At 74.4% G+C, this 13,988-nt stretch carries 16 protein-coding genes and 1 pseudogene; 8 read left to right on the top strand and 9 right to left on the bottom strand.

What is annotated here, in order from left to right:
• Positions 1-348 (top strand): annotated as a pseudogene (locus AC2TEW_RS37125) (DDE-type integrase/transposase/recombinase); the annotation flags it as partial.
• 86 nt (positions 349-434) lie between these two features.
• On the opposite strand, the gene tpg reads toward AC2TEW_RS37125, so the two are convergent.
• From tpg to tap, 3 genes are all read right to left on the bottom strand, one after another.
• Positions 435-980, bottom strand: a complete 546-nt coding sequence (gene tpg, locus AC2TEW_RS37120) for a telomere-protecting terminal protein Tpg (protein WP_484627651.1) — start codon at positions 978-980, stop codon at positions 435-437.
• A 63-nt stretch (positions 981-1,043) separates the two neighbouring features.
• Positions 1,044-1,391, bottom strand: coding sequence for a hypothetical protein (locus AC2TEW_RS37115; protein ID WP_484627650.1), 348 nt, complete (start codon positions 1,389-1,391; stop codon positions 1,044-1,046).
• A gap of 114 nt (positions 1,392-1,505) precedes the next feature.
• The gene (gene tap / locus AC2TEW_RS37110; RefSeq protein WP_484627649.1) at positions 1,506-4,025 is read right to left on the bottom strand and encodes a telomere-associated protein Tap; all 2,520 of its coding nucleotides are present in this window, start codon (positions 4,023-4,025) and stop codon (positions 1,506-1,508) included.
• Between the two features lie 245 nt (positions 4,026-4,270).
• On the opposite strand from tap, the gene AC2TEW_RS37105 reads away from it, so the two are divergent.
• Together AC2TEW_RS37105 and AC2TEW_RS37100 are read left to right on the top strand one after the other, a co-directional pair.
• Positions 4,271-4,582, top strand: coding sequence for a DUF6221 family protein (locus AC2TEW_RS37105; RefSeq protein WP_484627648.1), 312 nt, complete (start codon positions 4,271-4,273; stop codon positions 4,580-4,582).
• Positions 4,583-4,832: 250 nt separating this feature from the next.
• On the top strand, positions 4,833-5,039 hold the full coding sequence (locus tag AC2TEW_RS37100) for a cold-shock protein (protein WP_484627647.1): 207 nt from the start codon (positions 4,833-4,835) through the stop codon (positions 5,037-5,039).
• Between the two features lie 184 nt (positions 5,040-5,223).
• Here the strand turns inward: AC2TEW_RS37100 and AC2TEW_RS37095 are convergent, their stop codons facing one another.
• The 6 genes from AC2TEW_RS37095 to AC2TEW_RS37070 all read right to left on the bottom strand — a co-directional run bounded on the left by AC2TEW_RS37095 (position 5,224) and on the right by AC2TEW_RS37070 (position 9,068).
• Positions 5,224-5,544: a hypothetical protein gene (locus tag AC2TEW_RS37095; RefSeq protein WP_484627646.1), complete on the bottom strand. Its 321-nt coding sequence runs from the start codon at positions 5,542-5,544 to the stop codon at positions 5,224-5,226.
• Between the two features lie 217 nt (positions 5,545-5,761).
• The gene (locus AC2TEW_RS37090; protein ID WP_484627645.1) at positions 5,762-6,142 is read right to left on the bottom strand and encodes an ATP-binding protein; all 381 of its coding nucleotides are present in this window, start codon (positions 6,140-6,142) and stop codon (positions 5,762-5,764) included.
• 421 nt (positions 6,143-6,563) lie between these two features.
• Entirely contained in the window at positions 6,564-7,415 is an 852-nt protein-coding gene (locus AC2TEW_RS37085) for a helix-turn-helix domain-containing protein (RefSeq protein ID WP_484627644.1), read from the bottom strand.
• Positions 7,416-7,518: 103 nt separating this feature from the next.
• A complete protein-coding gene (locus AC2TEW_RS37080; RefSeq protein ID WP_484627643.1) occupies positions 7,519-8,043 on the bottom strand; it encodes a DUF6879 family protein in 525 nt (174 codons plus the stop codon).
• Positions 8,018-8,260, bottom strand: coding sequence for a hypothetical protein (locus AC2TEW_RS37075; RefSeq protein ID WP_484627642.1), 243 nt, complete (start codon positions 8,258-8,260; stop codon positions 8,018-8,020). Before AC2TEW_RS37075 ends, AC2TEW_RS37080 begins: the two co-directional genes overlap by 26 nt.
• Before the next feature lie 445 nt (positions 8,261-8,705).
• The gene (locus tag AC2TEW_RS37070) at positions 8,706-9,068 is read right to left on the bottom strand and encodes a hypothetical protein (protein WP_484627641.1); all 363 of its coding nucleotides are present in this window, start codon (positions 9,066-9,068) and stop codon (positions 8,706-8,708) included.
• Between the two features lie 884 nt (positions 9,069-9,952).
• Between AC2TEW_RS37070 and AC2TEW_RS37065 the strand changes: the two genes are divergently transcribed.
• From AC2TEW_RS37065 to AC2TEW_RS37045, 5 genes are all read left to right on the top strand, one after another.
• The gene (locus tag AC2TEW_RS37065) at positions 9,953-10,441 is read left to right on the top strand and encodes a hypothetical protein (protein ID WP_484627640.1); all 489 of its coding nucleotides are present in this window, start codon (positions 9,953-9,955) and stop codon (positions 10,439-10,441) included.
• 278 nt (positions 10,442-10,719) lie between these two features.
• The gene (locus tag AC2TEW_RS37060) at positions 10,720-11,022 is read left to right on the top strand and encodes a hypothetical protein (RefSeq protein WP_484627639.1); all 303 of its coding nucleotides are present in this window, start codon (positions 10,720-10,722) and stop codon (positions 11,020-11,022) included.
• 330 nt (positions 11,023-11,352) lie between these two features.
• Positions 11,353-11,484, top strand: a complete 132-nt coding sequence (locus AC2TEW_RS37055; protein WP_484627638.1) for a hypothetical protein — start codon at positions 11,353-11,355, stop codon at positions 11,482-11,484.
• Positions 11,481-12,710: a methyltransferase domain-containing protein gene (locus AC2TEW_RS37050; protein WP_484627637.1), complete on the top strand. Its 1,230-nt coding sequence runs from the start codon at positions 11,481-11,483 to the stop codon at positions 12,708-12,710. The genes AC2TEW_RS37055 and AC2TEW_RS37050 overlap by 4 nt, the downstream gene beginning before the upstream one ends.
• A gap of 210 nt (positions 12,711-12,920) precedes the next feature.
• On the top strand, positions 12,921-13,988 hold a 1,068-nt coding region (locus AC2TEW_RS37045; protein WP_484627636.1), incomplete at its 3' end, for an IS256 family transposase.

Here is a 13,988-nt window from a genome sequence, read left to right as displayed (position 1 = left end):
CCTCAAGGAGACCGGCACGGTGCCGCGGGTGATCGTCACCGACAGGCTCAAGAGCTACGGCGCCGCCCGCCGCGAGGTCATGCCCTCGGTCGAGCACCGCTCCCACAAGGGCCTGAACAACCGGGCCGAGAACAGCCACCAACCCACGAGCAGCGCGAACGCGCCATGAAGGGCTTCCGATCGGTCGGCGCCGCGCAGCGGTTCCTCGCCGCGTTCAGCGGCATCTCACCCCACTTCCGACCCGGCCGCCACCTCCTCACCGCCGCCCGCTACCGCCTCGAAATGATCATCCGCTTCACCATCTGGAACCACATCACCGGTGCCACCGGCCTGCCCACCACGGCCTGAACCAGCACCCCCATCGGGGCCCAGCATGCCCCGACACGGCGTCAGACGATCAAGCACCCGACAACGTGACAACGCCCCGGAAGGGGCTACAGCCCCTCCAGGTCTATCCAGGAGACGTCGTTGAGCTCGACGTCGAGGCCGCGGGCGCGGCGGCCGCCGTCCTTGAAGTAGTGCTCGCGCAGGCCCTCGGCGAGGATCCGCTCCTGCTCGGCCTGGCCGGCCCCGGCGTCCCGGGCGGCGTACAGCTGCTGGGCCACGGAGCCGGGCATCTTCTGCGTGATCGTGCGGGGGCGGGGGTCGTCGGTGGAGCCGGCCGACGCGCTGAAGCCGAACGTGCCGGAGATGTGCAGCATGAAGCCGTTGGTCTCGGCGGCTTGGCGCACCCGCTGCTTCACCCGCGGCTGCCAGGCGGTGCGGACCTTGGACTCGATGGCCTTCGCGGCGGCGGGCTTCGGGTTGCCCTTGCCGGTGAGCCAGCGCTGCACGGTGCGCTGGGAGACGCCCAGCTCCTGGGCGAGCTGCTTGGTGGAGCCCTTGGCGCCCTTGAGCAGGAACCGCATCCGGGCGGCGGTGGACTGCGGGATCGGGCGGGTGCGCTCGGCGCGCTCCAGGCCCTCGTCGATCTCCCCCATCAAGCTGTCCTTCCTCGAGCTGGTGGTGGCGGGGCCCGCCCGGCCGGTGCCGGGCCGGCGGGGTCAGAGGGTCCAGCCGATGAGGGTGAGGCGGTGGCCGCGGTCCTCGAGGTCACGGCGCGAGGCCGCCTCCTCACGGGCGTGGACCAGCGGCAGCACCAGGTCGTCGTCGCCGTCGCCGGTCGGCACCTCGTTCCACACGCCACCCGCCTCGTCCAGCCACAGCGCGGTGTGGTCCCCGCTCGGCGCGGCGGCCGGCGCCACGACGCCCGCGGCCTGCGCGGCGCGCAGCCAAGCGTCGGCCTGGACCTCCGGCTTCAAGCGGCTCCAGGCGGCGGACCCCGTCCTGGTGTGGCGCCAGTAGGCTGCAGCGAGCTGCTCGGCGCGCGGGTCCGGCTCCGGGTTCTCCATGGGTCCCTCCCTGTACGGCCGCCGCTCGGGCGGCCCGCTGCTGATGGGTCGTGAGGTGTCGTGCGGTGCGGGCCGGGCCCGTATGCGTGCGGGCCCGGCCGGGGCCGCACGGGGCTACTCGTCGGCGGAGACGACGCCGCCGGTCTTGATGTGCCGGGCCGGGTTCGCCCCGTCGGCGAGCAGCTCGGTGATCTCGGCCATCGGCCGGGAGCCCTCGAACTTGACCATCCCGGGGCTGACGCCCAGGCGCAGCGAGGTGGTGAGGGTGCCGTCGGGTTTGGTGAGGATGTCGAGGGCGCCGGGGCCGGGGGCGGCGAAGACGGCGCAGTCGGAGAGCACGGCGAAGGGGTAGAGGCCGGTGTGGCCGGCCATCTTGCGGAGTTTGCGGTGGAGGTTGACGGTGGCGGTGTCGATGACCAGGGCGCGCATGAGCGGGTCCCAGGTCGGGCGGTCCAGGGCGGCCCAGCGCTCGCCGGGTTTGTAGCCGTGGCCGCGGGGGCGTTCGCGCATCTTGCCGATGGTGCCCTTGGCGGTCTGCTTGATCGCGGTGAGGACGGCCAGCTCGGCCGGGTCGCCCTGCTTGATGGCGGCCATGGCGTCGAGGAACGCGACCGGGTCGGTGTCGGCGAGGGTGAGCGGGACGCCGAGGGCGGCCATGGTGTCGATGTAGGCCTGGCGCAGGTGCTTGTGCCACGGGTCGAGGTACGGGCCGCTCCGGTGCCGCAGCCAGCCCTCGGTGGGCCGGACGGTGGCGCCGAGTTCGTGGGCGTAGGCGACCTTCGCGGTGGAGTACCAGGCCGGCCCGGTCGGGCGGGAGCCGTCCGCGGTGAACGGGCTGGGGAGCAGCGGGTTCGTGTCGACGCCTGTGAGGTCGACCAGCCAGGAGCCGGGCACCTTGGGGTCGAAGACCGGGTTCAGCTCGTGGACCGGTCCGGACAGTGGCAGCACCAGGCGGCCGGCGGCGGCGAGGAACGCCATGTTGACGTCGAGGCCGACCGCGAACGGTGCCGCCGCTTCCTGCGCGGTGAGGGGGCGGTGCCAGTCCCAGGCCTCGGTGACCAGCGCCCCACCCAGCTCGCGGCCCTGGGCGAGCGGGTGCATGTCCGGGACCTCCGACGGCGCCGGGTCGAAGGCGTCCTTGGGCCGGGAGCCGTCCACCGTGCCCGACGTCCAGCCGGACTCGGTGCGTACCGCCTTCGTGGGCGGGCGCAGCGCGGTCACCAGCTCCAGGCCGGAGACTGCGGTGGAGCCGCGGGGGGTGAGGACGCGGGTGGCGTAGGTGCCCAGCAGGCGGGCCAGGTCCGCCGGGGCGAGGCCGTCCGGGATCTGCCAGCCCCCGGAGGCGAGGGCGCCCCAGGCGGGGATGCACAGCTGCACACAGACCCGCTTGCCGTCCTCGGGGGTGCGGTAGATCCGGGCCCACGGGCCCAGGCCGCGCTGGGTGAGCAGCCAGCCGGCCTTCTCCAGCTGCTTGACGGCCTTGTGGGTCTTCGGCAGCTGGCCGAGGCGGGGGACGAACTCGGTCTTCTCGTCCCGGCCCATCGGCGGCAGGCCCAGCTCCGTGAGGGCGGCGTCGGTGAGGACCAGCAGGGCGTCGCCGTCCTTGCCGTGCCGGTGCAACCGCGCGGAGCCGAACTTCTGCTCCAGCGCCCACTCGACCACGGCGGCCAGGGTGTGCTTGGCCGGGGCGGTGGCGGCTGCCGTGCCGTCGGAGAGGTAGGCCACCAGGCCCCGGCCGGACGGGGCGACGTCCAGAACCGCGAGGGGACCTGCCGGGAACCGCGCGGCGGCCGCGGCCTCCCAGTCGGACGGCCCCTCGGCCTTCGCCGGGGCCTTGCGGGCCCGCGACGACGGACCGGCCGCCGGACGCGACGACGCGGGACGGCGCGGCGCAGCCACCGAACCGGCCCCGGGTGCGGCCTGGCGGGGCGCAGCGACCGAAGCGACCGGGCCAACCGGGTCCGATGCCGCCACGGAGGCCTGAGCGGCCGGGGCCTGCTCGACCGGCTGCGCAGCGGCCGGGGCACCGGCCTGCGGGGCCGCGGCCGGGGCGGCGGTGCACCAGCCGCCCATGTGCACCGGACACCCGGCCGAACGGTACGGCGTCGGACGGCCGCACCGCACACACGGCTGCGGCTCCCCGGCGACCAGGTCCCCGGCCGCCGTGCGGTCGAGCTCCACCACCGCCTGGTCCGCCCCACCGGACGCCACCGGCACAGGCGCGGGCGCGGGCGCGGACGCGGACGCGGACGGCACGGGCACGGGCACAGTCTCGGCCGGCGCCGCGGCTGCGGGAGCCCCGGCGGTGCCGGCCGTGCTCCCACCGGCGGCCCGGACCAGGCCGGCGGCCTGCGCCCGGCGCAGCCACTCGGCCGGCTCGACCGTGCCGTGCTGCAGCGCCAGCGTCGCCAGGAACCGGATGTACACCTCGCGCTTCGGCGCGCGTGGCTCCGTCGTCCCGGCCTCCCACCGCACGATCGTCTCCCGCCTGGTCCTCAGCGCGGCGGCCAGCTCCTCCTGGGTGTACTCCCCCACCTTGCGCAGCCGCTCCCGCTCGGCCGGCACCGGCAGGTCCTCCACCGGACGGGGCCGGGCCAGCAGCGCGTCGATCGAAGCGAACAGGTCGTCAGTCACGTTGCACCTCCACTCCCAGAGCATAGCGTGAAAGTAACTTTCGAACGCACAATTGAATCGCACATTGGCCGTACATGGGTGCGCGCGGAGTGGACGCGGTCTGCGGGCGCTGTTCCGTCTCATCGAACTTTGACGGCGTCCCACCGAAGCTCGACCGGCCCTACCGGCGTCCTGGTCCAGTTGACGGAGCTGACGGGCAGGACGTGTGCGGGGCACTGTGGGTGGCACAGGTGATCATGCTGGGCATGACCGCTGAACTGATTACCTGGCTGCGCGAGCAGATCGACGCCGACGAGGCGGCAGCCGCAGCCCGTCCCGGGTCATGGCTCCCTGAAGGGCTCACCCCTGACGGCCCGCTCGCCGCGCTCTACTCACCCGCCCGCACCACAGCCATGCACCGCGACCTGCTCGCCACCTGGCGCGACCCGGAACATGCCGACCCCGACGATCAGGAGATCCACCGCACCGACTGGTCGGTACGCGTCCTCGCTGCGACCGTCTACCACGACCGCCCGGGATACCGCGAAGAGTGGGCCCCCGCCGACAGCAGCGACTGAACCCGGAGGCCGGCAGGGCCGGTCGAACTTCGATGAGATACCGTCCAAGTTCGATGAGACGGGACAGCTGCTGCGCCCGGCCGTTCCCCGACCGGCGATCATGACCGACCGTCAACCGATCCCGACACCCACGGGTTTGCGTCACTCGATCTTGATTGGACGGAAGTACCATCCCTACGCCCCGGTATCCGGTTGGCTACAGCAGGGACGGGAACCCTCCCGTCCCCGTAACCCACCGGGAGGCAGTGGCATGGCGACAGGCACCGTGAAGTGGTTCAACTCCGAGAAGGGCTTCGGCTTCATCCAGCAGGACGACGGCGGCCCCGACGTGTTCGTGCACTTCTCCGCGATCCAGACCACCGGCTTCAAGGAACTCGCCGAAGGCGGCCGGGTCGAGTACGACGTCACCCAGGGACCCAAGGGACCGCAGGCCGAACAGGTCGTCCCGATCGGCTGACCGGTTCCTCGCCCGGCCCCTGCCCACAGGCGGGCGGCCGGGCGCCCACACCCACCCGGCCCGGCCGGACCCGCCCGGCACCTCACCGTCGCGTTCCCCTGTCCGGCGGGTGGGGGTACGGCTGCGGGTCGGTCCTGCGGTGAACCCGGCCGTGCGCGCCCTGGTGGGTGGTGGCCGTCGCGCCTCACCGCGGCCGGTCGTCGCCGGCCGCCAACCGCGCGAAGGTGTCGGGAACGGTGCGGCCGGGGGTGCCCTCGGGGAGCCTGCGGGGGTCGAAGTGGACCGGGTCCGCCTGGACCCGGAGTTCCGCGGGCGCGGTGCGGCGCCATCCGCGCCCGTAGGTGGCCGCCAGGTGATGGCGCAGCATCGACCAGGCCACGTGCCACAGCCGGGCCTCGTCGAAGGTCAGGCCGTGCGCGCCCATCCACAGTCCGATCCGGCGCATCATCCGCGGTGCGATCAGGAACTGGAGCGGGGTGGGGAGCGGGTGCTTCGGACGGTTCATCAGGGTCTCCATGGGGACGGGGCGGGGCAGTCTGCGATGGCTGTCCGGGCGGGCGGGTCGCCATGCCGGGCCGCCGGGGGCGCCCGGAAGCACGCGGGGCCGCCCCCGGGCGGCCGGCCTTCGCGCACCATCCCGGCACCGGGCCGGCACCGGCGCCCCGCCGACGGCGGGGCGTCCCGCGGGCGAGGCCCGGCGGTTCCGGGCAGGCCCCCGGGGGTCATGCCGGGCGGGGTAGGCCGGTGCGCAGGTCCGCGTGGACGGTTTTCCCGAGGGGTCCCGGGGTGGCTCCCCACTGGCCGGCGGTGAGGTGGTGGACCAGCGCCATGCCGCGGCCACCCTCGGCGTCGGGTCCTGCGTCGATCAGGCACGGCAGGGTGCGGGACCCGTCGCAGACGCTGATCCGCACCCGGCCGCCGGTGATCCGCTCCACGCTCACCAGCATCCGGCGCCGGCAGCCGGTCTTCACCGCGTTGCCCACCAGCTCGCTGACAACGAGCTCCCCCGCCTCCACCAGGTCGTCCAGGTCCCAGGTGCGCAGCGTGGTGCGCAGCAGGCGGCGGGCCGCGGCGGCGGAGGTGGGCTCGTAGGGCAGCAGCACCCTCGCGCAGTCCCCGACGGCCGCGGCCCGATCCTGGCCCGGGCCCGGGCCCGGGCCCGGGCCCGGGGCCTGGGCCTGTGGCCGGTTCCGGGTGGCGACGGTCGCGGTCCCGGCGGCGGGGGCCGTGTGCCGGGCACCCGCCGGTGCCGCCGTCGGACCGGCCGCGGGCGGCACCGCCGGCCGGACTGTGGCCTGTGGGCGGGCTATCGGGTGCGTGGTCACAACGCTCCGGAGGTTCCGAGGTGGCAGGGGGGGCGGGCGGTGCGCGGACCCGACGGGGGGCGGGCCCGCGCACCGGCCCCAACACGCCGCCCACACACCGGCCGAGGGCCGGGTGCCCGGCCCCGGGTGGTGGGCGACGAGACGACCGTAGGGAGCAGCGGGCCAAGGCCTCAACGCGTTTGCACGTGTTTGCGGGGTTTCACCCGAGGGTGGCGGCGGCGCGGGTGATCAGGGCGCGGGCGTGGTCGCCGTGGACGGCGAAGGTTCTGAGGCGGTCGAACGCGTCGGCGTAGAGGGCGAGTTCGGTGGGGGTGGTGACGGTGACCTGGGCGGAGAGCAGTTCGACGCCGGCTTCCTGGTCGTCGAAGATGTTGAAGGTCTCCACCGGCCACATGGTGCGCCGGGCGGTGAAGGGGATGATGCCGAGCGAGACGGCCGGCAGGGCCATCGCGGTGCGCAGGTGTTCGAGTTGTTCGGCCATCGTCTCGGGGGTGCCGAGGCGGTAGTGCAGGACGGACTCCTCGATGAGGATGGCGAAGCGGTGGCGGCCGGTGCGTACGACGCGGGAGCGGGCCAGGCGGGCCCGGACGGCGTCGGCGACGTCGTCGGGGGTGCGGCGGAAGTCGGCGACGGTGGTGAGCAGGGCGGTGGCGTAGGCCTCGGTCTGCAGGACGCCCGGCACGACGCGCGAGGAGTAGGAGCGGAAGTGCCTGGTGCGTTCGTACAGGGGTGCGGCGGATTCCTGGAGGCGGCGCAGGCCGGTGCGGGTGAGGCGGCGCCACTCGACGTACATGGAGTCAACCGCGCGGTTGGCGGCGATCAGGTCCTCGGCCTGGTTGTCGGCGCCGCACGCCGCGCACCAGGTACGGATGTCGGTGTCGGAGGGCGCGGTGCGGGCGTTGACGATGCGGGAGGTCTTGGCGCCGTTCCAGCCGCACCGGGCGGACAGCTCCTGCCCCTGCAGGCCCGCGTCCAGCATGATCTCGCGCAGCCGGGCGGCGACGGCCAGGCGGGCCTCCTGGGCACTGGAGGACGGTGAGACGGGCGGCATCGGCTTCGGCGGATCCTGTGGGCGGGCGGTTCGGGGAAGGCTGTCTGTGGGCGGGGCGGCTGTCCTGCGGGCGGGCCGGTCCCGGCGACCGGGTGTCCGGGGGTCAGACGGTGTACTGCTCGTGTGGGACGGCGCGCTCCCACACCGCCTCGAACGCCTGCGCGCACAGCTTCGCGACGGCCGCTTCGTCGCACATCTGCGGGCCGGCGGAGGCGCCGTCGCCGGTGAAGTGGTTGAACCGCACGACGGCCCCGTCGAACAGCCAGAAGTCGTTGCCGGGCAGCGCCAGATCGGAGGCCCGGCGCCGCGGCAGCCACCGGACCTGCTCGCCGGCCGCCAGATTCACCGCCGTCCCGGCGTGCTCGTAGCGGATGTAGTCGGTGACCGGCTCCGAGACGATCCGCGCCCGGCGCACCACCACGCCGCGGGCGACCGCGGCCCGCACCATCGCCACCCAGCCCGACCAGCCCTCCCCGTCCGGGTCGAGGTCCGGGTGGACGCCGGTGCGCTTGAAGTGCTCGAACTCGGCGGCCTCGGCGGCGATGCCGTAGGCGTCGCGCATCTCCAGGTGCACCGCCGAGTGCCGGGCCGCGGCCAGCAGTTCAGAGAAGGCCGTCACGTTCGGCATCGTCGAGGGCCTTCCTGATGATCTGCGCCATCCGCAGCGGGATGCGGGTCACGTTCTCGTGGTCCGGGGTGCCGACCGAGTGGCCGGGCACCCACTCGGTGGTGCCGATCTCCGCCAGCAGCCCGCCGTCGGGCCGAAGGCCCTGCACGACCAGCTCCCGCTTCTCGTCGTCGACCCACACCATCGGGCTCTCGTCCTTGCCGGTGTTCGGGTCCACCCCTGCGAACCGTAACCCCATCACAGCCTCCCCCACCAAGTCGCTTGCGCAGTTTTGCACGACGCTCCACCCACCGGTGACGGCATGTCAAGACCATGCGGGCGCAGCAGTGCGGGAGGAACCGGCCGGCAGGGGCCCTCGGCCGAGGCAGCGCGGAGGCGGGCCGGGGATGCCCGCCGGCGGCCCGGGCGGCGCGGGTGCCGGACCACCGGCGGCAGCGGGGTGGCGTGGGCCGGCCGGGTGCGGCAACGTCGACCGGCGCGCCGCCGCACAGCCCCGGGCGGCCGGACCGGGCAGCACCCGGCAGCACCCGGCCGCGCCCGACGCCTCCCGCCCCAGGCCTCGGCAGATGTCCGCCGGCCGGGTGGCCGGGGGGCGGGGGTGTGCGGTGCGGCCCGCCGGGGACGGCGCCGCGCCCCTTTGGGCGGCGTCGATCCGGAAGCGGCTACCCGGTGGCCCTGGCCGGGGCCTGCCCGCCGGCAACCGCCCCGGCCACCGCCCCCAGCCGGGCACACGCCGAGACGAGGAGCGCAACCGCTCGGCGCAGATGACGGACCACCACCGGCAGCAGCGTGCCCCGGAACCGGTCCGCGGCGTGCAGCTCGGCGGCGGCCTCGCCGAGGAGCGTGCCCGCCTCGCGGATCCCCTCACCCCGCTCACTGGCCCGGTACTCCCCCGCCAGCGCCTGCGCGGTGTCGGCGAGCTCCCCCGCACCCGGGTCCTCCACCGGGTCCGCGCCGAACACCACCAGCAGGCCCGCCAGTTCCGCCAGCAGACCGTCCCTGCACCCTACCCACCACGAACTCACGCAGCGATCATGCCCCATGACAGGCCGCTATGAACCGTGAACAGGTCAACCCGCTGCCACCACCCCGGCCCCCGCCCGGCACCGCACCGGGCCACAGGGGCGCAGCCGGGCAGGGAGCGGCGGGGCGCGGCTGCCGCCTGGATGCGTCCGGCCGTCGCGGGCATGCGGCCGGCCCCGGACGCCGCAGATGCCGGTGTCCGGGGCGCGCCGCCCGCCACGAACCCTGCTCCGATCACACCCCAGGACGGGACACCCGGACCGTCGACGGGTCGACCCGGCCCGGCCTCGGGGGCACGGGTGCAGCGGCGGGGACGGGCCTGCAGCCGGTCGGGCCGCCCGCCGGGGATCGGCGCGACCGTGCACAGGACCGGATACGGGCCGGCGGCAGAAGAATCCCCTGCGCCCACCCGGCTGGGATCTGCGCCGAAGAATCTCCTGCCGCGGCGCCCGCGCCGAACTCCCGGGCCCGGTCCCGGCGGTGGCCCGGCACCGGGCAGGCCGGGGAGGCACAGGCACCGTGCCGGGGGTGGGAGGATGGGGCCCGGCTCCCGGGCTTCCTTCATTGCCCGCCCGGGAGCCACCCGCAGCACTGCCGTCCTGCCGGCCACAGGCACACGCGCCCGTGGCGGCCCCCAGGATGGCCGCGGAGCCCCCGGGCACGGCCGTGGCCCGCGCCGAACGGCACCGGGACGGGGAACAGGCGGGTCGGTGTCCTGCACGACCGCCGGCGGGCAAGCGCCCGGGCGGGGCCCGATCCACTCGGACGAGGGCACCTTCCGCGCACCGCCGCACCGCCTCACCGCCTCACCGCCGCACCGCCGCACCGCGTCACCGGCGCAGCGAGCGCCGGCACCCCGGGCGGCATCGTCCGTAGGATCCCGGGTATGCCCGCCGACGAACGCGTGACCCGGTCCTCGCTCTGCGACACGGTCCGGCCGATATCCTCCCCCCGGCCGCTCCCGCTGCTGCCGCGGCGCATCTGGTCAAACGAGGACTGGCAGCGCATCCGGCACGGCCACCGGTCCCGGGACATGGACGACAAGTGGGACGTCTTCGCCGAGGGCGACACCGTCTTCCTCCACCGCAGCTGGACCGGCCACGGCATCTTCGAGGCAACCTTCGCACCGGCCGACGGCGGCGGTTGGCAGATCGCCGGGGCCGCGGTCGAACGCAACCCGGAACGCTACCGCGGACGCGACGACGCGTACGACTGCCTGATGCTGGAACTGGTGCTCAGCACCATCGTGCTCGGCGAACCCGCCCAGGAACTGCGCACGCGATTCGTGGACCTGACCCGCAAGAGAGCGGGCAACCCGGACATCCCCGCCGGACTCGTCCAGCACAGCACCCTGGGCCCGCGCACGGACTCGTGATGCCGCCACCCACGGACGTCGCGACCGGCGCGCCCGCCCGGGCCGACCGGACCGGACCGGACCGAGTGGGCCGGGCCGAGTGGGCCGGCCGCCGGCTCCCGGCCGGGGCCGGGCCGGCCGCCGGGCGGACGCGAGGCCATCGACCGCATCGTCTTGCGAGCCGGTACAGGTCCGCGGGCACGGATCCGGCGACCGGCGAGGCCTCCCGTCCCGTCCGAGAGGCGCTGCGGCGCGGGCCGCACTGGCGTGAACAGGGCCGGACGAGGCAGGGTGTCGCCATGTCCGAACGCCGCGACCGCCGCCGCCTGCACGCCCGCGCCCGAGCCCTCGGCGTGCCCATCGACCAGGTCCACCGCCGCACCCCGCCCGAGCGCCGGCCGATGCGGCCCGTTCCGCAGCCCGCCTGGCCGCAGCCCGCGCTGCCGGACCGGGACGACGCCCGCGTCCCCACCCAGCCGGTGCGGCCGGCCCAGAACGGGCCCTGCTGCCCGGTCACCCACGACCGGAAGGTCATGGACGGCGGCACCGTGATCCTGCTGACCCGGCACGCGCCCCACTGCCCCGTCTGGTCCGGCCACTGACATCCACGCCACCCGCCACCGACCGGCCTGCGGGCCGATCCCCCCGCCGCCCCGGGAACCGCCGCCGGACCACGGCCCCCTGGATCAGGCCATCCGGGCCGGCGGAGCAACCCGGTGACCCGATCCGGGATCCCGGCCGGGATCCGGATGCTGCCCTGCCCGACGGCGGCCGCCCGGCGAGCGGCGACAGCGCCGCCGCGGTGGCCGGCCTCGAAACCCCGTACGCCGGTCCGGCCGGGCTGCCGTGCGGGGCTCGTGGCCGGGCTCTCTTGCCGTCAGCAGCGGGCGCCCACCAGGATGGTGGATCCGTTCGGTGAGAGGGGCGCGACGATGAGTGACGAGAACAAGGGCGGGCCGGGGGACGGTGGCGGCGGGGCGCACGCCAAGCCGGGCGGCCCCGACATCGGACCCAAGCCCAGCCCCGACGGCCAGGGCCCCAAGCCCGAACCCAAGCACAAATGAGCACCGACCGGTCCGCGGAGGCCGCCCGTCACCGGCTCGCCGGCCACCTCGCGGACACCGGCGCGCTGGACCCGAGTTGGCGCGAGGCGTTCGAGACGGTCCCCCGGCACCTGTTCCTGCCGCCGGTGTACTGGGAGTTCACCGACGGCGACACGGTCGAGCGCGACCGCACCGCCGACCCCGAAGCCTGGCTGGCCGGCGCCTACCGCGACACCCCGGCCGTCACCCAGTGGGACGACGGCAACGAGGCCGCGGGCATGCGCGACTTCACCTCCAGCCTCAGCATGCCGACCATGGTCGCCTCGATGCTCCGCGACCTCGACGTCCACGACGGCCACCAGGTCCGCGAGATCGGCACCGGCCCCGGCTACAACGCCGCCCTCCTCGCCCACCGCCTCGGCCCCGACCGGGTGATGACCGTCGAGATCGACAAGACCGTCGCCGACACCGCCCGGGCCAACCTCACCGCCGCCGGCCTCGACGGAGTGCGCGTGGTGACCGGCGACGGCGCCGAACCCGCCCCCGACCACGAAGCCGACGGCGAGGACGGGACCGGCGACACCAACGGGGACAGCAAGGGCGTACGGCGGGCGGACCGCCTCATCGCGACCTGCTCCAGCCTGGTCACCGACATCCCCACCGCCTGGCTCCAGGCCACCCGCCCCGGCGGAATCATCGTCGCGCCGGTAGCCACCCTGTTCGGCGGCGGCGCCATCACCCGCCTGACCGTCGACGGTGACGGCCGCACGGCGGCCGGGCACCTCACCGGCCCCTGCGACTTCATGCGGATGCGCCAGCAGCGCTACCAGGCCCCGCCCGTCGACGCCTACCTGCCCGGCGACTGGCCCGGCGACGCCGCACCGTCGGTCACCGGCCTCGACCCCGAGACCATCGGCACCTCCTGGCTCGCCCAGCTCGCCGTCGGCACCCGCCTACCGGACGTCTACTACCGCCGCGCCCCCTACCGGGAGACCGTCACCTGGTGGTTCTTCGATACCGCCGTCACCTCCTGGGCCACCGTCGACTCCACCCCCGGCACGAACGAGTACCAGGTCCGCCAGAGCGGACCCCGGAACCTGTGGGACGAGATCCACACCGCATGGACCACCTGGCAGCACGCCGGCAGCCCCGGCTACGAACGCTTCGGACTCACCCTCACCCACGCCGGGGAGCGCACCGTGTGGCTCGATCACCCCGACAACCACTGGAACCCGCCCACCGGCTGACCACCGGCCGGGCGCAGCAGGAGTCCGGCCACATGTTTCCCGGGCCCGTCGGGTCCTGCCGGGCGGGCCCGGCCGTCGAGGGGAGTATCAGAATTTCGGTGGACACCCTGATCAAGGGAGTCACTGATGAGCTCGCTGACGGATCACCGGATCGAGTCGGTTCCTGAGGGAACGGTTGCGGCGGAGACGGAAACGGCCGATGCCTTGGACATGGGTTCCAGGAGAGACACACGCGGGTCGGACGTGGTGGCGTCCGTGGCCGAGCTGGCGGCCGAGCAGGCCCGGGCCGGCGGGATGCAGCTGCTCGGTGAGGGCGGGCTGTTGCAACAGCTGACCCGGCACCTGCTCCAGGAGGCTCTGGAAGCCGAGATGGACGAGCACCTGGCCGGTTCCGCGGAGTTGGGCCGCAGTGCCCGCAAGGGCGGGAACGCCCGCAACGGCTACCGGTCCAAGACGGTGCTGACCGAGGCCGGCCCGGTCACCGTCGAGGTGCCCCGGGACCGGTCGGGGACGTTCACACCGAAGGTTCTGCCCCGGCATGCGCGTCGCACGGAGGGCCTGGACAACCTGGTCGTGTCGCTGACCGCGAAGGGCCTGACCTCCGGGGAGATCGTCGCGCACCTCGCCGAGGTCTACGGAATGGCGACGAGCAAGGAGACCGTGTCCACGATCACCGACCGCGTCCTGGAGGGCATGGCCGACTGGCGGACCCGCCCGCTCGACGCGGTCTACCCAGTCCTGTTCGTGGACGCTGTGAATATCAAGGTCCGCGACGGGCAGGTCGCCAACCGGCCCGTCTACGTGGTCCTGGGCGTCACGGCCGACGGCTACCGCGACATCCTGGGCCTGTGGACCTCCAGCGGCGGCGAGGGAGCCAAGTACTGGCAGTCGGTCCTCACCGAGATCAAGAACCGCGGCGTGAAGGACTGCCTGATCCTGGTCTGCGACGGACTGACCGGGCTGCCGGACGCGGTCGCGCAGGTCTGGCCGCAAACCGTGGTCCAGACGTGCATCGTCCACCTGCTGCGGAACTCGTTCCGCTACACGTCCAAGCGGGACTGGGCGGCGGTGGTCAGGGATCTCAAGCCGGTCTACACAGCGCCGAACGAGGCCGCGGCGCTGGAGCGGTTCGCCGAATTCACCGCGGCCTGGGAGGCGAACTACCCGGCTGTGGTGAAACTCTGGGAGAGGGCCTGGCCCGAGATGGTGCCCTTCCTCGGCTTCGACACCGAGATCCGGAAGATCATCTGCACCACCAACGCCATCGAGAGCCTCAAC

It is taken from the genome of Kitasatospora sp. NEAU-CNBT7 (assembly GCF_057220535.1).
This window is presented reverse-complemented; position numbering and strand designations above follow the sequence as displayed.